Annotated in this window: 25 protein-coding genes and 1 tRNA gene; 3 read left to right on the forward strand and 23 right to left on the reverse strand. The window is 69.3% G+C overall.

Translation table 11 applies throughout. The features are described from left to right. Window positions 1-52 precede the first annotated feature (52 nt). A tRNA-Arg gene (locus CXR04_RS09520) sits at window positions 53-124 on the forward strand. Between the two features lie 212 nt (window positions 125-336). Here CXR04_RS09520 and CXR04_RS09525 read toward each other — a convergent pair. The 15 genes from CXR04_RS09525 to CXR04_RS09600 all read right to left on the reverse strand — a co-directional run bounded on the left by CXR04_RS09525 (window position 337) and on the right by CXR04_RS09600 (window position 12850). After that, entirely contained in the window at window positions 337-1713 is a 1377-nt protein-coding gene (locus CXR04_RS09525; protein WP_101421423.1) for a tyrosine-type recombinase/integrase, read from the reverse strand. Next, window positions 1710-1883 (reverse strand): helix-turn-helix transcriptional regulator, encoded by a 174-nt coding sequence (locus CXR04_RS35690; RefSeq protein ID WP_101426277.1) that lies wholly within the window; start codon window positions 1881-1883, stop codon window positions 1710-1712. Before CXR04_RS35690 ends, CXR04_RS09525 begins: the two co-directional genes overlap by 4 nt. Window positions 1884-2652: 769 nt before the next feature. Next, window positions 2653-3393 (reverse strand): Crp/Fnr family transcriptional regulator, encoded by a 741-nt coding sequence (locus CXR04_RS09535; RefSeq protein WP_101421424.1) that lies wholly within the window; start codon window positions 3391-3393, stop codon window positions 2653-2655. An 88-nt stretch (window positions 3394-3481) separates the two neighbouring features. After that, the gene (locus tag CXR04_RS09540; RefSeq protein WP_101421425.1) at window positions 3482-3940 is read right to left on the reverse strand and encodes a LexA family protein; all 459 of its coding nucleotides are present in this window, start codon (window positions 3938-3940) and stop codon (window positions 3482-3484) included. Between the two features lie 410 nt (window positions 3941-4350). Further along, window positions 4351-5040 (reverse strand): NUDIX domain-containing protein, encoded by a 690-nt coding sequence (locus CXR04_RS34765; protein WP_101421426.1) that lies wholly within the window; start codon window positions 5038-5040, stop codon window positions 4351-4353. Window positions 5041-5592: 552 nt separating this feature from the next. Continuing rightward, window positions 5593-6087, reverse strand: coding sequence for a hypothetical protein (locus CXR04_RS09550; RefSeq protein ID WP_101421427.1), 495 nt, complete (start codon window positions 6085-6087; stop codon window positions 5593-5595). Continuing rightward, entirely contained in the window at window positions 6084-6623 is a 540-nt protein-coding gene (locus CXR04_RS09555) for an MvdC/MvdD family ATP grasp protein (protein ID WP_159072282.1), read from the reverse strand. Before CXR04_RS09555 ends, CXR04_RS09550 begins: the two co-directional genes overlap by 4 nt. Before the next feature lie 46 nt (window positions 6624-6669). Further along, a complete protein-coding gene (locus tag CXR04_RS09560) occupies window positions 6670-6909 on the reverse strand; it encodes a hypothetical protein (protein ID WP_101421429.1) in 240 nt (79 codons plus the stop codon). 791 nt (window positions 6910-7700) lie between these two features. Beyond that, window positions 7701-8504 carry a class I SAM-dependent methyltransferase gene (locus CXR04_RS09570; RefSeq protein WP_159072283.1) on the reverse strand — a complete coding sequence of 268 codons (804 nt, stop codon included), beginning with the start codon at window positions 8502-8504 and terminating at the stop codon, window positions 7701-7703. Window positions 8505-8822: 318 nt separating this feature from the next. After that, on the reverse strand, window positions 8823-9440 hold the full coding sequence (locus CXR04_RS09575; RefSeq protein ID WP_101421432.1) for a hypothetical protein: 618 nt from the start codon (window positions 9438-9440) through the stop codon (window positions 8823-8825). Window positions 9441-9763: 323 nt separating this feature from the next. Then, the gene (locus CXR04_RS09580) at window positions 9764-10186 is read right to left on the reverse strand and encodes a recombinase family protein (protein ID WP_101421433.1); all 423 of its coding nucleotides are present in this window, start codon (window positions 10184-10186) and stop codon (window positions 9764-9766) included. After that, window positions 10170-10616 carry a hypothetical protein gene (locus CXR04_RS09585; protein ID WP_159072284.1) on the reverse strand — a complete coding sequence of 149 codons (447 nt, stop codon included), beginning with the start codon at window positions 10614-10616 and terminating at the stop codon, window positions 10170-10172. Before CXR04_RS09585 ends, CXR04_RS09580 begins: the two co-directional genes overlap by 17 nt. After that, complete coding sequence (locus tag CXR04_RS09590) at window positions 10613-10816, reverse strand: hypothetical protein (RefSeq protein ID WP_101421435.1); 204 nt, start codon at window positions 10814-10816, stop codon at window positions 10613-10615. Before CXR04_RS09590 ends, CXR04_RS09585 begins: the two co-directional genes overlap by 4 nt. A 92-nt stretch (window positions 10817-10908) precedes the next feature. After that, complete coding sequence (locus tag CXR04_RS09595; RefSeq protein ID WP_101421436.1) at window positions 10909-12108, reverse strand: helix-turn-helix domain-containing protein; 1200 nt, start codon at window positions 12106-12108, stop codon at window positions 10909-10911. Between the two features lie 100 nt (window positions 12109-12208). Then, on the reverse strand, window positions 12209-12850 hold the full coding sequence (locus CXR04_RS09600; protein ID WP_199850428.1) for an HAD family hydrolase: 642 nt from the start codon (window positions 12848-12850) through the stop codon (window positions 12209-12211). A 184-nt stretch (window positions 12851-13034) separates the two neighbouring features. On the opposite strand from CXR04_RS09600, the gene CXR04_RS09605 reads away from it, so the two are divergent. Both CXR04_RS09605 and CXR04_RS09610 read left to right on the forward strand, forming a co-directional pair. Then, the gene (locus CXR04_RS09605; RefSeq protein WP_159072285.1) at window positions 13035-13556 is read left to right on the forward strand and encodes a hypothetical protein; all 522 of its coding nucleotides are present in this window, start codon (window positions 13035-13037) and stop codon (window positions 13554-13556) included. A gap of 136 nt (window positions 13557-13692) precedes the next feature. Further along, window positions 13693-14007, forward strand: coding sequence for a hypothetical protein (locus CXR04_RS09610; RefSeq protein ID WP_159072286.1), 315 nt, complete (start codon window positions 13693-13695; stop codon window positions 14005-14007). Window positions 14008-14118: 111 nt separating this feature from the next. On the opposite strand, the gene CXR04_RS09615 is transcribed toward CXR04_RS09610, so the two are convergent. From CXR04_RS09615 to CXR04_RS35695, 8 genes are all read right to left on the reverse strand, one after another. After that, window positions 14119-14562: an NUDIX hydrolase gene (locus CXR04_RS09615; RefSeq protein ID WP_101421439.1), complete on the reverse strand. Its 444-nt coding sequence runs from the start codon at window positions 14560-14562 to the stop codon at window positions 14119-14121. 19 nt (window positions 14563-14581) lie between these two features. After that, window positions 14582-15376: an STM4013/SEN3800 family hydrolase gene (locus tag CXR04_RS09620; protein WP_101421440.1), complete on the reverse strand. Its 795-nt coding sequence runs from the start codon at window positions 15374-15376 to the stop codon at window positions 14582-14584. Beyond that, window positions 15373-15870, reverse strand: coding sequence for a hypothetical protein (locus tag CXR04_RS09625; protein WP_101421441.1), 498 nt, complete (start codon window positions 15868-15870; stop codon window positions 15373-15375). The genes CXR04_RS09620 and CXR04_RS09625 overlap by 4 nt, the downstream gene beginning before the upstream one ends. Next, window positions 15863-16498 (reverse strand): dTMP kinase, encoded by a 636-nt coding sequence (locus CXR04_RS09630; protein WP_101421442.1) that lies wholly within the window; start codon window positions 16496-16498, stop codon window positions 15863-15865. Before CXR04_RS09630 ends, CXR04_RS09625 begins: the two co-directional genes overlap by 8 nt. Continuing rightward, complete coding sequence (locus CXR04_RS09635; RefSeq protein WP_101421443.1) at window positions 16495-17511, reverse strand: radical SAM protein; 1017 nt, start codon at window positions 17509-17511, stop codon at window positions 16495-16497. Before CXR04_RS09635 ends, CXR04_RS09630 begins: the two co-directional genes overlap by 4 nt. Window positions 17512-17818: 307 nt before the next feature. Continuing rightward, window positions 17819-18991, reverse strand: coding sequence for a M20 family metallopeptidase (locus tag CXR04_RS09640; RefSeq protein ID WP_234380131.1), 1173 nt, complete (start codon window positions 18989-18991; stop codon window positions 17819-17821). 24 nt (window positions 18992-19015) lie between these two features. Then, window positions 19016-19732 carry an XRE family transcriptional regulator gene (locus tag CXR04_RS09645; protein WP_234380132.1) on the reverse strand — a complete coding sequence of 239 codons (717 nt, stop codon included), beginning with the start codon at window positions 19730-19732 and terminating at the stop codon, window positions 19016-19018. 626 nt (window positions 19733-20358) lie between these two features. Then, entirely contained in the window at window positions 20359-21528 is a 1170-nt protein-coding gene (locus CXR04_RS35695) for a hypothetical protein (RefSeq protein ID WP_234380133.1), read from the reverse strand. Window positions 21529-21748 lie beyond the last annotated feature (220 nt).

Below are 21748 nucleotides of genomic sequence, written 5' to 3' on the forward strand. Positions count from 1 at the left end.
CCACGAAGCTGGTAGGGTTCTACCCGTCACCGCACCACCACGCGGCGGACACGCCCCCGTAGCTCAGGGGATAGAGCAACGGCCTCCGGAGCCGTGTGCGCAGGTTCGAATCCTGCCGGGGGCACCGCAGGCTAGGTGCCAAAAAAGTCCTCCGACCAGGCAAGACGGCAAGTCGGAGGCACTGCAGTCTTAGGCAGTCAGGTGCCACCAAAGGCAGCTCTAGGACAGCTTCCGCGGGACATACGCGGGATCGGACATCCCAGCAGAAGCTGCATCAAATCGCCATACAGCAGACGCCCCGAGGTGATTACCTCGGGGCGTCTGCTGTGACAGTCGTCACAGGTATTCCGCCAGGAACTCCTCGATCCGCTGGTTGGCCACAACATGGCGGCCATGGATGCACTTCGCGTAGCGGGTCAACAGGACCTCGACCGTGTTGCCCGCACGCGCCGCAACTTCCGTGGGATCGACTCGCGCATTGAGCCACGTCGAGAGAGCCGAGTGACGTAGGTCGTAAGGGCGTGCCGCGAGCGGGCTGTTGACAAGTTCGGGAGGTAGCCCGAACTCACGAGCCTCTGCCCAGACGCGCCAGTACGTGGTGGATCCCACCAGGCCGCCGCGCTCGTTGAAGAAGATCCTTCCGTCATCGGCGACGCCGAACGTGTCGATGCTGGAGCGCAGCATCTGCACCAGGATCGGCGGGAGGGGCGTCGGTCGGACCTCTTCGGGATCCCTGTTCTTCAGACCTCGGTCGTCATGGACGTCACCGGTCCGGGTCCACTTCTTCCCTGCTGTGGGCCGAGTTCTTTGCAGATTGGCCACCCCCCAACCCTGACGGGGGAGGTGACAGGCGTTGACTGTCAGGGCGACCGCTTCTGCCGGCCGCATCCCCGCGTAATAGATGCTGCCGAACATGCCGATGAGCCGCCTACCTCGTGCGCGTCGGTAGCCGCCTACGTAGGAAACCGAATCAAGCAGCCCGGCCGCCTGCTTCGGGTTGGCAACTACTCGTGGGTCAACGGGGACGATCCTCGACGGCTTCTGCACGGATACTGCGTGTACCGGGTTGGCGTCGAACTCGCCCATCTCGCGGGCGTAGTTCATCGCATTTACCAGGACTTTGCGTTTCCGTCGATATGTTTCGCTAGAAGCGGCGGTGCCGTCTAGCTTGAGTTTCAGCCCTTCCAGAACCTCGCGCATCACGGACGGATTAGTTAGGTTCGCCAGTCTGGGAGAGTTTTCTGCCAGCCAGTCGATGACGACTCTGACTTCCGGTGGGGTCTGCCGCTCATCCGGGCCAGGCAGCACAAATACCCAGTCTCGTAGGGCGCGCTGCATTGCAAGGTCCGTCGGCCGTCCCGGTCTCTGCGGTGCAAGGAGCTTCGTGACGTTGGTCAGGGCCTCATTGATCTCGTCTCGGTAGTTGGGCGCGGCATGGGGCCACTTCATCCGGAGATACTTCAAGGCGAAGTCCCACCATGTAGTGGCCGGTGCTGCCTCCTCCATCGAGGGTGGGAAGCCGGTCTCGGTGTCGAACTGCTCACCGTTCTCCTGGGCCATGAGGAGTTTGGCGTGCAGCTTTGCGGCGAGCGTAACGGTGCGCCGTGAGCGCGAGATTTCGCGCCCTGCTACGATCCAGCGCACCTCGTAGGTGTCCTTCCCCTTTCGGGTCTTCTTCCTGACGCCCCATATTCGAACGTCAGTCGTTTTCAACGCGCGGATTCCTCTCGTTCATGCAACCATTTCATGAAAGCGCTGCGCCAGACACGCAGTTCGCCGTTGGGGAGCTTCAAAACTGCAGGTCCTGTACCCAATTCACGCCACCGGTAGAAGGTTCGTCGAGATGTCCCTTTCAGTTCCGCAAGAACCTCTGGAACAGTCATCAACTCGTCGCCATGCTCGCCTCCGCTCACCCCTCTGAAGCCGCCTTCGGTTTCTTCGGCAACGAGAGACCGAGCTGCGCGGACGCTTGGAATGCAGATACACATACAGGAGGCGACGGCGGGCGTTGCGGCGCCTCCCTTCGAACACGCGGTTCCACCGGCGGGAGACGGAAATCTCCTTGCTGAGGCAGTGGTAGCGGCAGAGGGACAGCCCCAACACGCCGTGCGCTATGCGTAACGCCCACCGCGTGCAGTCGGTATGGGCTGCCCACAGCGAGGGCGCCGCGGCAGAGCATCTCGATACCTCCTGTTGACCTGAAGGTTTGCCATGCCCGCTACTGCTGCGTCGCGAGCGCAGCAAGCGCGAACATCCCTCAATGGTCCCGACGATCGCCGGTTTGCCTAACCGGCGATCGTCGCCTATGTTGCCGTGCGCCACGACGTCCACCGCGCAGATTCAGGACGGCCAGCGTCTCAGCGCGCTACTTTGAACCGTTCTAGGTTTGCTTGCTTCGCCGCGCCGTTCCAGTCTTCTACGCCATCATTCTGTCTGCCTTCGGCGAACCGGCCCGCCCAGATCGGCCGGGCCGGGAAGCAGGATGGATCACCGGGCGTGTGTCCTGTTCTCGGTGATCAACCCCGCCAGTGCCCTGGGGGCTGTCCCCCACAGAAGGCCGCCCGCCCGGGAGATTCGAGCTGCCGGCTGCTGCAACAGCGTGGTACAGGCCGCGGTTTCAGTAGCATCGGCGTGGGTCACTGTCCGGGTGGGTTACGCGGTGCGGGAGATGTGTTCCAGGGCACGGGGGTCGGTGACCACGAGTTGCCGGTACCGGCTGTCGATCGCCTTGTGGTCGACGCGCAGCTGGTGCAGGGCGTTTTCGACGGTGGATTTACCGAGCTGCAGGGTGTGGCCGATCTCGCTCTGCCGGAGTCCGTTGATCGTGATCCGGTCGGGGTCAGCGGGGGTCTTGATGCCGGCGGTGTCGACCAGGTGTGTCAGCAGCATGGCCACGCGGGCGAGTGGTGGTCGGCTGGTCATGAGGTAGAGCTTCTCGTCTGTACGGTTGCGGTCCTCCAGGCTCCGCAGCAGTGCGATCTGCATCTGCGGGCACACGCACAGCACTTCGTTCACGCTGCCCGCGGGGCAGGGCATGACCCAGGTGGTGCCCACGCAGGACACCCACATCGACGACCAGGCGTCGATCAGGTTGGCCTCACCGAGGAACTGTCCCGGACCGCGGAACCGTGCGATCACACCCCCTCCAGGGCCCATCGGGTAACGCTCTTCCCGGGCCAAGCCGCCCAGGACGATGAAGCACGTTCGCCGGGCCGGGCCGAGCGCCAGGCGTTCGCCGTGCTGGAAGGTGCGGGCGTCGCGGCCCCATTCCTGCACCAGCGTCAGCCACAGCCGTCGCGGGAGGTACTGCAGGAAGCTCCCGACCGGCCAGGGCCGACGTCCGGTGAGCACCTGCGCGGGGTGGAGGCCGCAGTCCTTCATGGCGGCGTTCACCGGTCTTGCCCTCGCCTTCGCGGCAGTCTTCGCCAGCACAGAGTGGGCGAAGACGGGTTCGGCGGGCGCCGGGGCAGGGCCCCAGGGGTCAGGCATCGGTAAACCCCTGGGCAGATGCGTCCGCCTGCGCGGCAAGGCTGCTGAATACGGACTTCATGAGGCCACGGCTGGCTTGCTCGAATTCCTCTACGGCCTCCGGGGTGGCGCCGAGGTCTGCGCAGGCCCGGCTAAATTCGATCAATTCCTTGAGCGCAACGGCGGGTTGATCGAGCGACGGCAGCCGCTGCATTTCGCCCGTTCGGTTGTCGGTAAGGCCGTAGGAGCGGGGTGTGCTGCGAGTTCGATGAAGGTACCCGAGATCGTGCAGTCGTTGGAGATGGTAGGCCACTGAGGATGTCGACTTGAGTCCGACGGCGTCGCCGACCTCACGGTGGGTGGGCCAGTTTCCGCGCTCCTGGGCTGTACGGAAGTAGTCGAGGATGTTCTGTTGAATCGGGGTGAGCTTGTGGTCAGTTTTGTTGCCGCGCCGTTCGGTCGGGCGTGTCATTTGAATTGGGCCTTACTTGTGCAATTGATGTCGTCACGGTGGGAGGATGGCTCGTGAGCCGTTTCGCGACGGGTTGGTCATTTTTAATTTTGGCGCGGTTTTCGAATTAGCTGAGCACGAATGCAAAAACCGTACACGGGAAATCACGGAAATGTGTCGGCAAGGACCAGCGGCCACCCAAGCTGGCAAAGACGCTGGGCCGCTTGCGTGGCTTTGTTGTCAGGCGGGTGGTCCTACGCGGGGCCAGATCTCGTCGGTCAGCCGCTCCATGTCGCGGAGATCCACGCCGTGGCGCAGGACAATGATAGTAGTCGATGGCGATTGCCTCGATCGAGGACTTCGACATTTCCCTCCTTACGGTGCACATGATTCCGAGGGGCAGCGCCTCCCGCTTTCCTCACGCTCAGCGGCTACTCGGGCGGGAGTAAGAATTCATGGGTCCCGGAGTTCCGGGCTTGAATCGCTGTCGTGATACGGCGGGACAGCAGGCGATCGGTAGTGCAGTTCGGAGCGTCCGCCAGCGGGATCAGGTGTTTACTCTTCAGCTCGCCGGGAGGCAGTACGATGCTGTCCCATTCACCCGTGCGGAGCGGTTCGACATCGAATACGAAGTTCACGCCGGCGGGTTTGTCCCGGTCGGGATCGGCGCTGACCCATTCGGTCACCAGCAACCGCACCGCCGTGCGCCGCAGGCGGGTCTCCTCATGAACCTCCCGCGAGAGGGCGGCTGGAGGGTCCTCGTCCTCCTCGACGGCGCCACCGATCAGAATCAGACCGCGGGTGTGGTAAGTGGGTTCGACCATCGCCACCCGCTGACCACCGGCATCACACAGCAGGGCCAGCGCACCTATCGCACACCGAGGCCACCGACGGCCGGGTCCACAGGAAGGGCGGACCAACGACTCAGGCATAGCCCCCCTCAGGCAGGTGAAGCATCGGCCGACGTCGGTGCCGGACGCGACGGGTCGGTGTACGAAGAGCCGTCGGACGCTGGCTGGTTCGACAGCGGCTGCCCCGGAACCAGTTCGCACGGGCGGGGGCGAGAACTGGCTGCGGGCGCGCCGAGGGCCTTCTCGCAATAAACTCGGTGCAGCCCTCATCCGTGCCGACCATCAGGGCGCGGGCATGGGAAAGCACGACGGGGTCGACCGCAGCCCACACCGGCCCCCAGTCGGGCGTCATCACACGGGCGTCGATCAGCGCGCGACCCAGCTCCTCCCAGCCGGGCCGCACGTCGTCCGGGCCCGGGGCCGGGCGCTCGGTGCGTGCGGGGGTGCCGCCGGGTCCTTCGTCATCGGGCATGGTCGAAGCCTCCTTGGTGTCGGTGCTGTGGGCTCAGGCGCCCGCGGGAGCGGGCCGCAAGGCTTGTACGCCCGGCGCGTGCAAGCGCGATTGGACGCGCCGGCCGATGCCCGCCCTGCCATCCGTCCGGCAGGTGGGTCGCCCGCTCCCGGGCCAGGTCGCTGTCCGGGAGCGGGAGTTCGTATCCGTTGGTGCCGGGGCGCCAGCGATGAAGATCGCTGAGCCGGCGCCCCCGGCGCCCCGCCGGGCGGGGCCGCGTCCGCTGACCAAGCGGGACGCGCTCGGGGCGCCCCGGCCTCATCCGGGGAGGGAACGGGGCGGTCGGGGTTCCTTTCACGCGGATGGATGGGTCAGGCGGGTGTTCCGCAGGAATGCGCCGCAGCCGGCGTAGGCTCGGTGCGCCCGGCGGCCAGCGTGCGGGCGAGTGAAGTGGCGATGGTCAGCCGTGGCAGTTCGCACTGGAGCCAGTCGTGCTGGCCGGCCGGATTCAGGTCCACCAGCCACCAGCAACCGGCCCTGTCGACGAGGAGATCCAAAGCGGCGTAGACGAGGTGGTAATGGTCCATCAGTGCACGCACGCCTGACCGCACCGCCTCGGGCACTTCGGTGTAGCTGTAGGTCAAGGCGTCGTAGTCGGCGCGGAAGTCGGCGCGCGAGGCCGGGCTGTGCGCATCGATGCGGGCCGCGTGCATCTGGTGACCGACGACGACGAGTCGAACCTCGAATGCTTTGGTGATGGTGTGCTGTAGCTGATGTGCGGCCAGAGCGAGGGAGTCATCTAGCCGGGATGCTTCGATGGGAGTGGTGAGCAGCAGTCGGCGTGTGCCGTCTGCGTGGGTGATCATCGGGGTTTCCAGCGCCTTGAGTGACACCCCGCAGAGTTCTCGGCGAAGTACGTTGCGCCGGTGGGGTGGTTGCCGATCCAGGTGGGTGGGACCGCCAGGCCACAGCGCCGGGCCACGGTCAGCGCCTGGGGCTTGTTCTGCGCGGCCCGGGTGTCGCGTAGATGGTTGACGTGCAGGCAGTCCAGCGAGCCGAGCACTCCGGTGAGCGCGACGGTCGATTCGCGGCTGATCCAGTCGGCATCCGCGCGCTGGAGACCGTCAGGGGCACCGGCGGGCTGCGGGTGCCACCAGTAGATCGCCCCGATCTCCACAAGCCGGACCTCGCGCCCGTGCGCTTGCAGAGTGCCGTGCCAGCCGGTGCGGTCGAGCGTGGCGTCAAGATGGACGTGTTGGGGGAAGTCGGCCAGGTCGAAGCGGACTACTGGCACCTTCATCTCGGCTAGCTGAAGGATGACCCGGTCAGCCGTCACGTCGCCTTGGGTGGCGATCACGCAGACCGGACGGTGTCCGGTCTGCGTGATGTTGCTCTGTGTCACCAGATGCCCGTTTCCAACCGGCCGGCCTGGCACGCGAGAGTGGCGGTCAGCACAGGTCCTCGGTCTCCGACTCGTTGGGCACGCCGAGATCATCGTTTCCACCCCGGCAGGTGATAGTGGCGGAGCAGGTGGAATCGGCCTGTGGGCTGCCGTCGGGCAAAACGCTGACCTGACGCGCCGGGTCGTACGCGCCGCCCACTCCGTGCGCTTGCCGGGTGGCGGTCGGTTGCTTGGTGACACAGAGCTGGAGCGCCAGGGGCGCATTCGGCGGTGTGGTCAGGTACACGAAGAATCCTCCAATGGAATGGACCGGGTTGGGATGAAGCAGCCTGCCGCTTCCCGGGGCAGGGCTACGCGGTGCTGGAGATGCGCCCCACAGGACCGGGGCCGCTGGTGAAGAGCGCAGGGCGGCGGCTGCGGAGCGACCCTGCGGATAGCTCGCGAACCGCGGGCTGTCCGCCGCGCGCCGTCGGTGTGGAATGGGGGGGGCACTGAGAGCGATCGAATCGCCGACAGCGCCGCCCGGCCGGTGTGATCGTTCGGCCACCTCGCGGTGGGCGCAGTTAGCACTGGCCTTCCCCCGCGGGGAAGACGTCCATCATCTCGTATTCAGTGGCGGTAGCTTCACCGCCACAGGTGTTGCTTCGCTGGTAAGTATCAGCGGATCGCGGGGTGCCGTCCGCTCGGACGGTCACCTGGAGCTTGGAGTCGAAGCGTTCGCCGGGTGCGGCGACATACGCCGGGACATCTGCCAGGCGGGTGAACCTGTGCAGGACGAGGGGAATGCGGAGCGCTGTTGACACAAGGTCTCCTTGCGTCGGATGGAACAGGTTTGTAGATGTGAGATGAGAACCGTCTTTTCAGCAGGGCACTCCGGCGGTCCCCTCGACTCGGTCATGGGTCGCCCCCACGCATTGGTGCCCGCCGCCGGTCCAGTAGACGGCTGGCAGCGAACGCCTTCGTGCTCCCCCGCCTGTCGGGTTCGGCGCGGGGACTAGCTTCCGGGTGCTGCGCTTGCCAGTACGAAAAGGCAGATGGCGATCACGGCAACGGCGAGCCAGACGAACGGCCACAGGCTCACCGGTCGCCTCCGCGCTGCCCGATCAGCAGATGGGCCTGGCTGACTTCGCGGAACCGCTCGGTCGGTTCCCAGGCGCGCAGCAAGGCTCGAAGGTCGGCCTCATACGCCGCCTGCCCCTCGCCCAGCAGCGTTACGGAGGAATGGGCCTGGGACCACTGCCAGCGAACGAGGTCGTCGAGTTCGACATCGATGAGGTAGTCGGTCGTGATCCGAGTTAGGTGTCCGAAGTCCGAGTGACGGAAAAAGCCCTCGTGATCAGTCTGCGGCCGGGTGAATTCTCCGGTCGGTCCCGCAATCCGGTTCAGGCCCAGGTGCCGGCTGCGAACCTTTTCCAGGATGGGCGTCCAGGACGGCTTGGGGTAACCGGGCCAGCGGTGCGACAGCAGCGCCACGCACCCGCCCGGCGCGATGAGTTCGTGCAGTACGCGCAGCACCCGGCCGCGGTCCATCCAGTGGAAAGCATCCCCGATGACGGCCAGTGAGAACGGCCCCAGGCTGTTCGGGAGGTCCTCCACGGTGCCCTCGTGCCACTCGATGGCGTGGCCCTCGGCCGCCGCCAAGCGGCGGCCCTCCTCCAGCATCTCCTGGCAGGGGTCCACCGCGAGCACGTCTAGGCCGTGAGCGGCCAACGCACGTGCGACGACGCCGGTGCCGGTGCCGAGGTCGAGCACCCGGGCGCCGGGCCCCCCACCGGCTAATCCGGCAACGTGGTCCAGCAGCTCGTCCGGGTAGCCCGCCCGGGCGCGGTAGAAGGCGGCGGTACCGGCAAAGATCCCACCTGGATCGACATATAACGACACGACATCTCCCATTTCTTAGCAGTTGTTCGCTCTGCTACTGATTGATGGTCTGCTGACCTCTGTTGCCAGGGCGTCGGAGATCGCTGAGCCGACGCCCCGGCGCCCCGCGTGGGGCGGGGCCGCGTCCGCTGCAAGCGGACACGCTCGGGGCACCCCGGCCGCGCCGGGGGAGGGTCGCGGCCGGGGCTGATGGGGAACGTCCGCTGTGCCGGCGGCGGACGTCTTCGGGACCCCGCCCACCGGAGCCGGCCTCACGGCGGGCGGGGCGCCTTGACCCGCCCCCTGGCCGGCTGTCCAGACACGGCCAGGGGGCGGGAGTCAGTGTCTGCGCCGGCCGGGAATCAACTCGATGACGGTGCAGCCGCGCAGCGCGCGCGTCATCTGGGAGGCCAGCACCCACGCCGCCGCGGGGTCGTCGTACGCCACCGTGACCTCGCCGGCCGGCACCGCGTGCTCGCCATCCGGGCGGTAGCTCAGGCCGTAGACACCGTCGATGTCGGGGTGCCGCACCCGGACCAGCGCTGCACCTCCCTCGCGCAGGTGGCGGCACCACACCGGGGACTTCTCGGCGCACGGGGCGCAGACCGGGGGGTGGACGGTCACCTCGTTCTCCGGCCATCCGGGCACTTCGCTGTGGTCTTCCAGCAGCCACAGCACGCCGGACTCGTCCTCGTGTGCCGGGACGGCGCACACCTGGCACAGCAGCCTGAGCATCGCGCGGCGCTGCCGCTGGGGGTGGATGTGACCGAGTTGCGGGCGGCCGACGCCGCGGCGCAACGGCCGACGTGCCCAGAGCACGCCCATGGAGTCCCTGTCGAGGTCGTGCTCGTAGGCGTAGGCGATGCGACGGAAGTTGTGGATCACCAGGGGCTCGGAAAGGCGGTCCTCGCCGGTCCAGCGAGCCACGTACGGCACCGGAGGCCGGGCGACAGCCACGGCTACCTCCTCATGTTGGCGTTGGCGTTGGCGTTGGCGTTGGTGGTGGGGTGGCCGGCGCGTGAGATACCCCATGCGCTCGCACGCGCCGGCCACGGGCCCGAGCGGTCGGGCCAGGCCCGCCCCCCGGGGGGGGGCGTGTAGTCACCCGGCAGCGGGAGGGCAGGGAGGTTCAGGGGGAGCTGCGTCGGACGGGTAGCCGTACCAGTCCGGCGCTTCCCCAAGGCTCGCCAGCGCCGGCCTCGGGTTGAACGGCTCCGGCGGCTTCCGTTTCCGGGGTACCGGAGGGAGCTTGGGAGGCGGCGCCGGCCGCTCGGCGGCGCTCACGACCCGCCCCGCAGCGAAAGCGGGGCGGTGGCCGCCGTCGGCCGTCCGTGCCCGTCGTCGGCGTCGTCCTCGCCCGCGGTGGTGGCGCAGTACCCGCCGGCCTGATGGACGATTCGGCGCAGGGCGCCGCCGCCGGCCTGGTCCCGGCTGATGCGGTCCCACGAATCGACGAGGCACACCGGGGACGCCGCGGCCTGCCGCATCGCGCCGACCATCCGACGCCACTGCGGCCTCAGGTCGTCACACAGCGCGTGGTCCCCGCGGTCCACCCACTCTCCGGCCACGGCCCAGCCGCGCTCGGCCGCGTACTGCCGGCACCGCGCCAGGCGTTCCGCGAGGAAAGCGTCGGGTAGCGTCGCGCTCCGGTCGTAGATGAACACTAGGACGGGCCTGCCCGCGACCTCAGTGCGCTCGCTCAAGGCTGCCTCCCTCGTGCGCACGGGTCCCGGTCGGCCCGCCGGGGACGACAGCGCGCGGTCGAATCACGCACAGCAGCTCGCGGCGCAGGTCCGCTGGTCTCGTGCACCCCCGGCCGCGGCCGGGGGGGATCACCCAGTGCAGCGAGTGCTCTTCCGCTTCGAGCGGGGGGACGCCGACGTAGTGGCTGGGGCCGCAGGGCACGGTGTGCTCCACGTCCCAGTCACGGGTCGAGCCCGGGGGCACGAGGAAGTAGAGGATCTTGCCCCACGGGTCCTGGATGACGGGGCCCGCGCTGTCCCCCAGCTCCTTGAGGGCCAGCAAGCCGAGGCTTCGGTCGACGCGGACGGCGTCCCAGTACTCTCCTGCCTCGACCGCCCAGACGGTGCCCGGGGGCGGCATCCACTCCAGTCCGACCATGGTCGCGGTCACCGCCCCGCCGGCTGGTAGCAGCCGCAGGTGACGACACGCCACGCCTTGGTTCCGCCGCCGGGCGTCGGCACCGTCACCGAGCCCGCCGGCCGCAGGGGCCTGCGTACGGACCCGCAGTGGAAGCACGCCTCCCCGTGGAGGCGCACGATGCTCACGTCACAGTGGACGACGTTCTCGGCGGCCGGCGCGGCGATAGCCATACGTCCGTTCTCCTCGTGTCGGCGGCGTCGCGGACACGGAGATGATGGACCCTCGGAAAGCCCTTAAGTGCCACAGCTTGTGGCACCTCGGATCACCCGATCGAGCCGCACCAGGCAGCGAACGCGGAGAGATCCTCGTTGTCTGCGCGCCGCAGACGACGCAGGGTGGCGATGTCCTCGCGAACCCACGGATGCTCGCGGGTCGCCTGCGGCGCGATCCGGCGGGCGACCTTCAGCGACTCGTAGGCCGCGTCGCGGCGGCCGGACCACAACTGCGCGCGGGCGAGTTCGATGTAGAAGCCCGAGCGGCGTTCCGCGGGCAGCGCGTCCCGGCCCTTCGCCGGCGGCTTCCAGGTCATGCCGATGTCCAGGGCGTCTTGCAGATGCTCGTTGCCGAGGCTGACCGCCACGGACACCGCGTGCACGCGCACGCTCGACGGGCCGAACGCCGTGCCCAGGTAGACGCCTTCGGGGATGCGGTCGGCAAGCGTGGTGGCCTCCGCCATGTGCTGGCCGGCGGCGGCCGCGTTTCCGTCGCGTCCGGCGATGACGGCGGCCCGCATGTGCAGGGCGCCGCGGGCGGCGGTGGCGTTGTTCCCGTCGGGCGCGGGAGAGGCGTCGATGGCGCGTTCCAGCGCGCGCAGCCCGGCGCGGTGCGCGCCGGCGGAGAAGAACGTCTCGGTGCGGACATACGCGGCGGCGGCGCGTTGCAGGTCGTCATCGGCCCGCTCGGCCGCCCACCGCATGAGTTCGACCAGGCGGGCGGACAAGTCTTTCGCGCCGTGTTTGTAGGCGACGGCGTCCGCGGAGCGGTATGCGGAGGCGAGCAGAGCGGCGGCCTGCGCTCGCTTCTCCTCGCTGGTGGAGCAGTCCAGGGCGCGGGCCAGTTCCTCCAGGAGCTGCGGCGCGCTGCGGACGATGCGCAGGTACTGTGCCCCAAGGCGCCAGTTGGCCAGCTCGTCGACGTCCTGGTGAAGCTGGTCCAGCGGCCGGGTTGCCCCGTCGTCGGGGCAGTCGAAGGACGCGATGACATCGGACACGGCGCCCAGGGATTCGTGGATGCGGGCCGCGGCGCGGCCGGGATCCTGGAGCAGCCGCATGGGGTCTACGCCCAGCGCCGCTGCGAGCGCCTCGACGACCGCGTCACTGGGCATGCGGCCGCCGCGTTCGATCGCGCGGACCATGCTGAAGGACACCCCGGAGACCGCGGACAGGTCGCGTTGGGTCATCTTGCGCACCTGGCGGGCGGTCTTCACCCTGCCGCCTACCGCGCGCGCCGTCGACACGGGCATTGTGAACTCCGTTCGCGCTACCGCAGCGAACGCTACCCGCGCGGATACGAGCCGATGCGCGAAACAGCCCGCCCGGGTGACCGGCGGGCCGTTGGCACCCTCAGTCGGCGATGATCGCCGTAAGCTCGGTGAGGGTGTCGATGCGCCAGTCCGCGGCCTGCACCACTTCGGGGTCGTCCGCCCACCAGTGGCCCCACGGGCCGCGCCGAAGGTGAGCGGCCCGCATGCCCGCCCTCTTCGCCGGAAACAGGTCGTTGGCCGGGTGGTCACCGACGTACACAGTCTCCCCCGGCTCCGTCTGCGCCACCTCCAGCACGCGGGCGAAGAACGCGGCCCCGGGCTTGGCCACCCCCCACTCCCCGGAGGTGACGACGAGATCCGCCGGCAGGTCGAGCGCCCGCAGCAGCTCGCCCGCGCGGATCGTCTGGTTCCCGGCAACGATCACCCGCACGCCGAGCTTGCGCAGCCCCCTGAGTGCCCCGCGGACGTCCGGATACAGATCCTCCTCCGCCAACTGCTCGCCGCGGCCGGCTTCCTCGCGGGCAACGCGCTCGGCATCGACGTCAATGCCGGGGCGCAGCAGGCGCAGCGCGTCGGCGTTGTCCCGGCCGGCGACGACCGCCGCGCCGACGAGCGCAGAAACGGTGTGCCGCGGGACGCCGAGCCAGTCGGCCCACCCCGCCCAGTAGCGGTCGTCACGGACCAGGGTCTCCCCGACGTCGAGGACGATCGTCTCAATCACAGGCGCAGCCTAGGCTCCAACACAGGGCCGGCGGGTGCTCGGCCCCAACGCGCGTGTACCCGCCAAGCGGGCTTCCTCGCCGCCGACACCCTCGACCCGTCCACGTGCACGGCCAATCGCCCTACACTGGGCTGGCTTCACTGACGTGGACGGGTTCCAGCAACCGGCACACCAGGGGGGTTGTGTGAACTGGATGTCTCCTCTGTTCACGATCGTCGGCGTGATCATCGGCAGCGGCGTGACGCTCCTTGTGGAGCAGTGGCGCTGGCAGCGGGACCATCAACGCGAGGCCAAGCAGATCCTGCGTGAAACGTTCGTCTCCTACCTCACTCATACGGCGCGAGCCCACGAGAGCATGCGGCAGGTATCTGAGGGTGTTCACTCTTCCCCGGACGAGCGGCGGTTGGCGATCTTAGCCGCGTTCACCGAGGCCAACGTCTATGAGGAACGATTTCGCCTGACCATGCTTGCCCCCACCCACGTGGTGGAGCTGGCCGTCCATTCCTTCCGAAAGTGTCGAGCCGTCCGGGACCTTTTGGCATCAGGAACAGAGACCAGCGATGATGCCTTCCGCTCCGCTCAGTTGGAATACTTCCGCGCCGTGCAAGCGACATCCGACGCAATGCGAAAAGAGCTGGGCATACCTAAACTTTTGTTCGTGCCGCTCGGGTACCCTCCCGACCAACCTCCAGTCACTCCCTTGTGAATCGCGCCCAGGGAGCGCTGGCAGCGAGGGGCCACCGGAACCGTTCAAGATTTGATGGCAAAGAGTCTATCTTCGCTGTCACGGTCAGCACGCAAGCGCCGGGGCGACGACGCCGCCTGACCCTACACTCGAACGCGTGCCCGATACCCGAGACTCCGCCGCCCCGGCTGACGCGAGTCCGCGCGACGCCGAGGAGGTGCCGCCGTGGAGCCCGGACATGGGCCAGCCGCCGCGGGTGACCACGTACCCGGCCCGCGGCGCCCCGCGGCCCCGGGTCCGCGTGGACGGCACATGGCGCGACTGTTCGGTGATGGCGCGGCATGACTGGCCGTCCGGGATGATCGCGGTGCAGACGACGATCCGGCTGCCCGTCGCGGACCTTGACGGCCAGCTCGGGGCGCACTGCCGCACGTATCTGTGGGATTCCGCCGCGATGCGGGTTTCCGACTGACCCGGCACAGCACGACGCCCCCTCCCGTACGAGGGGGCGTCGTGTCGGTTCAGGCGGTGGGCTCCAGCGTGACGGTCACGTCGGGCCCGGCCTCAGCGCCGGGGCGGCGGCTCATCCGGCGGTGGCCTGCTCGGCGAGCAGGAGCGCCAGCGGGCCGCCCTGGAGCAGGAATCGCCCGTCGCGGACGGCCCGGAGGGCGGCGGCCATGGGCCACCACATCAGCTTGAAGTCCACCTCGCTGGGGGTGAGCTGCTGCGGGCCGCGGGTGAGTCCTTCGGCGAGGAAGAGATGGAGACGGGCCGGCTCGGCGAGGGTGATGGCGTATGAGCCGAGGTGCCGCCAGGTGTTCGCGGTGACGCCGGCCTCCTCGCGCAGCTCGCGCCGCGCGCACTCCTCTGCCGTCTCCCCGTCCTCCCTCCGTCCTCCCGGCAGGAACAGGAACTCGCCGCCATGCTGAGGGAAACGCGAGGTCAGCACTGCGATCTCGCCGTTGGTGTCTCGGGCCACGATGACGGAGGCATCGCGCCGTGCCCCCGGGCCGGGTGCTGTGGTCATGGCCCGGGAGCGTAGCCGCCTACGGGGACAGAAAGGCGGCGAACGGCACGTTGAGCACGGTGGGGTGGGCGATGCCGCGGCCGTGGTAGCCGTCCTCGCCGAAGGCTTCGCCGTGGTCGGCGCACATGATGATCAGCCATCTCTGGTTGCCGGTGAGGCCGCCGATGAGGCGGCCGAGGTGGCCGTCGGTGTAGGCGAGGGCGGCGGCCTGGGACTGCCAGGAGTCTTCGCTGTCGCCGGTGTAGTGGCCGTGGGGGACGTGGGCGGCGGAGACGTTGACGAAGAGGAACAGCGGCCGGCGGGCGTACTGCTCGGCGACGGTGAGGGCGTGGTCGACCTGGTGGCGTGTGGAGTCCGGCTCCGGGGAGCTGAACTCCCGTCGCCAGTGGTCCTCGTGGAACAGGTCGGGCAGGACCGACCCGAGCGGGGTCTCGCGCGAGAAGTACGTCGTGCCGCCGATGCACACGGTGCGGTAGCCGTGCTGCGCGAGCCCGGTCAGGAGGTTCGGCGCGTCGAAGACGAACGTGCCCGCGTCGACGGTCTTGAACGCCGGGGGCCGGCACTCCCACAGCCGCGGCGGTTGCACGGGCTGCGGGAGCTTGGGCAGGAAGCCGGAGAAGAACGCCATGTGCGCGGGCAGGGTGAAGGTGCCCGGGGTGCGTCGTTCCTCCCATGCCCCGCCCGGGAGGATCTCGGCCAGGCGCGGGGTCTGGCCGGCGTGCAGGGCGGCGCGGGCGACGTCGTAGCGCAGGGAGTCGAGGGTGATGAACAGGATGCTGGTGCCGCTGCGGATGACGGCGGATGTGTCGATCACGGTGCCTCCAGCAGGTCGCGGCATTCGGTGATGCGGCCCTTGGCGTGGTCGTTGACGGGGATGGGCACCTGGCCCCGGGCGATCTTGCTCCGCACCGCGGCCCAGCCGGATTCCTCCGTGACCGGCTGGCCGCCGGCGTCGTACAGGCGGATGGTGACGGCCTGCCGCCCGCCCTCGTCCGCCGTGGTCAGCCGGGCACCGGGCACGCCTCCGAGGGTCCGCATGGCGTGCAGGAGCTGGGCTTCGTCGGCGGGGCCGAGGTCGCAGACCTGGCAGCGGTAGTGCTGGGCGTTGATGGCCCCGCGGCAGAACCTGTCGTGGAACGCGGCCGTCGTGGGGTGGCCGTCGTGGGCCACGGCCATCTGCCCGGCCCTGCTGACCACGACGTAGCAGGCGGCGATCCACCAGGCCACGCCCTCGTGGATCTCGCCCGGGAACGAGCCGGCGGCGCGGCCGTCCCGGATGACGGCGGCGGTGTCGATGGGGTTAAGCACGATCGCCCTCCAGGTGCTTGACGATGAGGTCCGCCAGTTCCTCCGGGCTTCGGTCGTCGGTGGGGAGCACGACGGCGCTCGGGTCCTCGCCGGCGACGGCACGGAAGTTATCCCGCAGGCGGTCGAGGCGGCCGGGGACGTCGAACAGGTCGCTGTCGTGCTGCTTGACGTCCGACTTGGTGCCCATCCGGGCCTTCAGCGAGTTGTCGGAGACGGTCAGGTAGAACGTGGCGTCCGGCGCGGCGAGGTAGCCCCGGAATGGGGTGATCAGCTCCTGCACTTGGCCCAGGGGGACGCGGTTGACGGCGGCGTGGCAGGCGACGACCGAGGAGGCGTACCGGTCGGCGACCACCGGACCTTCGCTCAGGGCGCGGCGGACGACGTCGGAGACGTGCAGGAGGCCGGAGAGGTAGAAGGCGAACTGCGGCAGCGGCCGAAGCTGCTTGTTGATCACCTCGGAACAGCCGGTGTGCGGATCGGTGAGGGTGTGCACGGACGAGCCGCCGAGCCGTACAGCCAGCAGCCGGGCCAGCGTCGACTTCCCGACCCCGGAGACGCCCTCCAGGACGACGAACGGGCCCCGGCGCCCGGCTTCCTCGGGCCCGTACGGTGCGCGCGGCGCGGTCACAGGGTGCCCTCGGTGAACGCGGAGACGCGCCCGGCCACGGCCGAGGGGATGTTCGCGGGGTCGGTCAGGAGCGGGCGGACGTCCATGCGTAGGTCTTCGCGCAGCAGGCAGGGCTGGATGCCGCCGGCGTGGTCCAGGCGCAGGGCCCAGAAGCCTTCGATGCACTTGGCCCGGACGGGGCAGGTGCCGCACTGGCCGACGTGGTGACGTCCGAGTTCGCGGTGGATGACGTCGATCTCGATGCCGTCGACGCGGAAGATCCGCCGCCCCTGGCCGACCCCGGAGACCTCGATGTCCTCGTCGCGGGTCAGGGTGCGCAGGTGGTCGATGATGCCCTGGGCGCCGATGGCGGAGGAGCTGCGGTCGGCGTTGAAGTCGGTGTCGACCAGCTCGATGAACTGCACCGGCAGACGGCGCTCCAGCGCGAAGGCGAGGATGTCGTGCAGTTCGTGGGCGTTCTCGCGCTGCATCAGCGTGTTCAGCTCCACCCGCTCGCACACCTCGCGGGCCGCTTCGATGCCGTCCAGGACGGTCGCGAGGGGGGATCGGGTCTGGGCGATGGCCCGGAAGGAATCGTCGGAGAAGTAATGCAGGGACACCTTCACCTTGTCCAGGCCGGCGGTCGCAAGCCAGTCCTGGTGGCGGCGGACGAGCATCCCGTTGGTGATGAGCGTGTAGGACACGTCCGGCGCGCGCACCGGGAGCCGGGTGAGCACGGGCCGTGCCATCGTCGATGCGAGCGGCTCGCCCCCGGTGAAGTACACCCGCTTCAGCCCTGCGCCGATCAGCTCGCGCAGGACGCTGACGTAGTCGTCAGCGGCGAGTTCGCGGGCACGCGGCTTGGCGTCGCGGTTCAGGTGGGCGAAGGGCGGGGGCACATCGCCCTCGTTGTGGCAGAACCAGCACTTCAGGTTGCACACGGGGGTCAGCGAGACCCGTAACTGGCCGCGTAGAGCGGCGAAGTTGCGTAGCGCGGTCCAGTCCACCGCTGTTGTCGGGACCGGCATGGTCATGACCTGCTCCTTCCGTCACGCGAGGTGGTGCGCTTCGGGGGAGGCAGGCGCAGGGGAGGCAGGAGCGTCCCCGCCCGAAGCGTTCTAAGGCGCACCGCGGTCGACGCGGCGGCAGGTGTGCAGCTCGCCGGACTCAGCGCGGCTGTCCACAGTCACCGCGAAGTCGGCCACGGCCGGACTCCTTTTGACTCACGGGTGTTGAAGTGGTGCCGCTTTTATGTCACCGCGGACAAGAGCCCGTTCCCAGAGACGGAGTTGGGGACTTGCTAGGAATGGAACTGGGAGAAAACTGGGGTCGGCCTGGGACTCAGCCACCGAGCAGGCCGAGGACGGCCCCCTTGTAGACGGCGTACACCGTAGGGAGTTCCGCGAGGTGCGCGCGCTCGTCGATGCCGTGCAGCCCTTCGTACGGCAACCCGAACCCGGCGGTGGCCGGGATTCCCTCGCCAGCGAGCAGGTTTCCGATGTTCGACGGGCCCGCGGTCTTCGTACGCACCTGCAGCCCGGCAGCCGTGGCGGCGTTCAACAGGGCAGCAGCTGGCTCCTCGTCGTCGGCCAAGCGGAACGGCGGCCACGTAGCGACCGGGGCGATGTCTGTGGGCGCAGGCGCGGGCAGCTCTGCATCGAGTTCCACGGTTGCCTTGCGGACAACGGTCTCCGCGTCGTGTGCGTCGAAGCCCGGGGTGGTGCGCACGTCGACGTTGAGGTCTACCCGGTCGGGGGTTACCGAGAAGCCCTGGCCCCCGTGAATCGCCGTGATCGTCAGCTTCGGCGCCAGCGGGAACCCCGAGGCGTCGACCACACCGGGCAGGGCGTCAGCGTCAAGGAGTTGCACGAGACGCGCTGCCCGCGAGATCGCACTGACCACGGTCTTGCTGGACCCGGAGTGCCCGGAGGGCGCGTGCACGGTCACCTGGGCCCGCCACAGTCCGCGGCCGCCGACCACGACCTCGTCGAAGCCCGGGTAGCCGATCATCACCCCGGCAGGACGGTGTGCTGCTTCGTCGGCGAGGTAGGCGCGGGCACCGCCGAAGACTCCTGTGTGCTCGTCGACGTCCAGGAGCACAGCGAGCCCTCCGGCCCAGTCCGCGGCCCGATGCGCGAGGTCGGCCGCGATGTGGCAGAACAGCGCGGCGGCGAGCTTGGAGTCCGCCGCTCCCCTGCCGCGCAGCCAGCCGTCCACCACTTCCCCGGCGGTCGGTGGGAAGGACCAGGTCGCCTCGTCGCCGTACGGGGCGGTGTCCACACAGGCATCCAGCGTCCACCACGCACCCGGACGCCCACCGGCAATCTCCACGAGCAGCCCCACCAGAGTCCCAGAGTCGTCGTCCAGACGCCGGTGCGGCAGCTCGCGGGCGGCGAGCCAGTCCTCAAGCACCGTCAGGACCGGCCCGTAGTCGTCGATCCCCGCCCGGCTCGGCCGCCTGATCAGCTCCTGCGCCAGCTCGACCACAGACGCCGTACGAGCCCGCTGCGACATGTCCTCGACCACTCTTCCCTGCCCCTAGTTGTGCTGAACCGGCAGCGCCCGGACGGCGTCGACCGTCTCCACCGGCCGCGCCGAAGCGCACGCCTCACGCCCATGGTGAACCAGACCCACCGCCGCCTCACGGCCGAGTAACACACCGCAGTCGAACGCCTCTGCCCCATGGAAGGACGGCAGCGGCACCACCGCGGCAGTCTCCGAGGCTACGAAGAACCGCTCCAGCGCCTGGACCGGCTCCACCATCCCTATATGCAGCGTCTTGACCCCGTTGCGACGCGTGGAAGGATCCCGCACCTGAAGCAGCCGCACCAAGTGGTCGGCCAGCGCCCGATGCCGCGGAGGGCCGTACAGAACACGGTGATGGACCAGGTCCGGCTGCTGGACGACTACGGTCTCGATCGCCGCGAGATACGCCTTCTCCCGCGAGCGGGAGCCGGTGACGACGAGCTGCTCACGAGCGCCGGCCACGACGTCGACCATCGCCTCGACCAGATCGGTCCAGCGGGTGAGGACTCGGACGACCACGGCGGTGCCAGTCGTCTCCAGCACGCTGGTGGCCGCGCCGTCCTGGTGAGCGAACAGCGCCTCCGGACGCTCCCGGTACAAGGCACACAGCCCGGCCCGATTCCGCTTTCCCGTACGGCGCCGCCCGGACTCCCACGCACTCATCAGGCTCGCGTCCGTCGCTCCGCCCGTGATCGCGTTCAGCGCGTCGGCGGCCTCCTCCAGTGTCATGTTCCGTGCCGCGCGGGCCCGCTTGAGTGCTGAGTCCTGACCACCTGTAGCGGTCACGCGCATCACCGCCTACCCATCACGCTGATGTGTGCCCCCAAGTCTCCCCCGCCGGTGTGAAGTTCGTCCGGCAGACTCACCCCCAACGCGGCAGTGTTGACTGGCGGGCGCTCCGGCCAATCGCCGACGCCTACGTGCCCGACGCCGGCGCCCGCGATGAATACGCCGGGCTGGCCGGACTGCGCGGCCTCGCCTCGGTGCTGAGGGACAACGCCCACGAGATCCTCGACGGCCGCGACGGCTGAATGTCCCTCAACCGCGAAAGGAACGCGCACATGAGCCAAAGCGCCGCAGGGCCTGACTACACCCGCGATGACGTCCTCGTCTCCTACCAGTGGATTCCCCAGCGTGAGGTAAGCGGGCAACAGATCCCTGATCAGGTGCTCGGGCGGTGGTCCCCGCCGCCCGGGTCGGCACCTCGACCGCAGTACGGATACCGAGGCGGTTCAGTCGGATCGGTGGTAGCCACAACCTCGATGACGCAGCCCCGCCGACGCCGGTTGCCACGAATCCGGCAGACCCTTGGGCGAGGGCCTGCCACGGGCAACGGCACCTCCTCATCCCTGATGTCAGCCGTCTCGGGCTTCGGCGGCCAGGCGTCGGGCGTGCCGGGGGCTGATGCCGAGTTCGGCGGCGAGTTCGGTGAGGTCGGCGCTGGTGGGGCGGGGGCGGGTGGTCAGGTAGTCGCGTACGCGGACGCGGCGTTGGTTGGCGAGCTGGTGGCGGTCGGCGGTAAGGGTGCGGGGGCGGGTGTCGGGGGTGCCGGCGGGGCGGCCGCCGCCGGTGCCGCGGCCGGAGCGGTTGGCGAGCCAGGCGGGGAGGGTGGCGCGGTACCAGAAGGGGACGCCGGCGATGGTGGTGTCGGGGGGCGGGCCGGTGCCGTCGCAGATGTAGCTGCGCCAGGTTGACGCGGCCAGCAGCCGGTCGGTGGGGATCTGTTGGCGGGCTTCTTCGACGTCGAGGAGGTCCTTCTCGTCTTCGGTGGTGGGCAGCGGTTCGGGGGTCTCGCCGGCGAGGAGTTGGCGCAGGCGGCGGTGGTCGTAGAGGCGGGTGCGGCCGCGGGAGACGACCGCGGCCGCTAGCGGTTTCCAGGCTTGGGTGTTGCGGAGGGTGCCGCGGGCGATGCCCATCATGGCGGCGGCTTCGTAGTCGTCGACGACGCGTCGTCCGGCGGGGATCACGCGGTGGTCCTTCCCTTCTCGTCGGGGATTCTCGTGAGCCGTCTCATCGAGGAGCACCTCCAGCAGCGGGCGGCCCGGCGGGGTCTGGGGCCGCGGCCGGGGGGCGGGGACGGGCGGCACGGGCAGGAGGTGGGCAGGCGGCTCCCACAGCGGGAGCTGCCGGCCGGGCGGGGTGGTGTGCAGTCGGCGGAGGTAGCGGGTGCGGCGGCCGTGGTCGACGGGCCCGGGCGCGGCGGAGGGTTGGAGGATGCCGGGGGCGGCGATGGGCCCGGTCGTGTCGGTCGGGGTGTCGGGTCGGCGGCCGAGGGCGGCGGTGTCCTTCTCGGTCTGCTCGGTGATGCGGGCGGCGAGCCGGTCGCGGTCGCTGTCGCGCTGCAGCTGGCGCCACAGGTCGTCGGCGTCCTGGCGGGCGGCGACGTCGGCGGGGTAGACGGCCTGGTCCTGCCGCGGTTCGCCAGCGCGGTAGGGCTGGTCCTGTCCGGCCGCGGCCGCGTGGGCGCGGGTGGCCCACCGGCTTGCCCAGGCGGTGAGGTAGTGGCGGCGCCAGGCCCGGCGCAAGGTGGGGAGATCGTTGTCGCGGTGGTGGCCTTCGGGTTGGCGGCGTAGCCAGTGGCGGGTTGATGTGGGTGTCGCGGGGTGGGTCGTCCAGTGGTGCCCCGGGTGCGGGTAGACGTGAAGCCCCTGGTAGGACGGTTCTCACCACAAGACTGTCCATGTCACCAGAGGCTTCACGTTGGTTCCCTATGCTGCCATGCTCGATGTTCCGCGCCACGTGGTG

The organism is Streptomyces sp. CMB-StM0423 (genome assembly GCF_002847285.1).
Taxonomy (GTDB): Bacteria; Actinomycetota; Actinomycetes; order Streptomycetales; family Streptomycetaceae; genus Streptomyces.

Coding starts and splice junctions, on each gene's coding strand:
- CXR04_RS09645 (WP_234380132.1), bottom strand. CDS start 19,732: ATGACACTGGAGGAGGCCGCCGACGCGCTGAACGCGATCACGGGCGGA.
- CXR04_RS35690 (WP_101426277.1), bottom strand. CDS start 1,883: ATGACTGTTCCAGAGGTTCTTGCGGAACTGAAAGGGACATCTCGACGA.
- CXR04_RS09615 (WP_101421439.1), bottom strand. CDS start 14,562: ATGACCACAGCACCCGGCCCGGGGGCACGGCGCGATGCCTCCGTCATC.
- CXR04_RS09540 (WP_101421425.1), bottom strand. CDS start 3,940: ATGACACGCCCGACCGAACGGCGCGGCAACAAAACTGACCACAAGCTC.
- CXR04_RS34765 (WP_101421426.1), bottom strand. CDS start 5,040: ATGAGGGCTGCACCGAGTTTATTGCGAGAAGGCCCTCGGCGCGCCCGC.
- CXR04_RS09635 (WP_101421443.1), bottom strand. CDS start 17,511: ATGACCATGCCGGTCCCGACAACAGCGGTGGACTGGACCGCGCTACGC.
- CXR04_RS09550 (WP_101421427.1), bottom strand. CDS start 6,087: ATGATCACCCACGCAGACGGCACACGCCGACTGCTGCTCACCACTCCC.
- CXR04_RS09640 (WP_234380131.1), bottom strand. CDS start 18,991: ATGTCGCAGCGGGCTCGTACGGCGTCTGTGGTCGAGCTGGCGCAGGAG.
- CXR04_RS09595 (WP_101421436.1), bottom strand. CDS start 12,108: ATGCCCGTGTCGACGGCGCGCGCGGTAGGCGGCAGGGTGAAGACCGCC.
- CXR04_RS09590 (WP_101421435.1), bottom strand. CDS start 10,816: ATGGCTATCGCCGCGCCGGCCGCCGAGAACGTCGTCCACTGTGACGTG.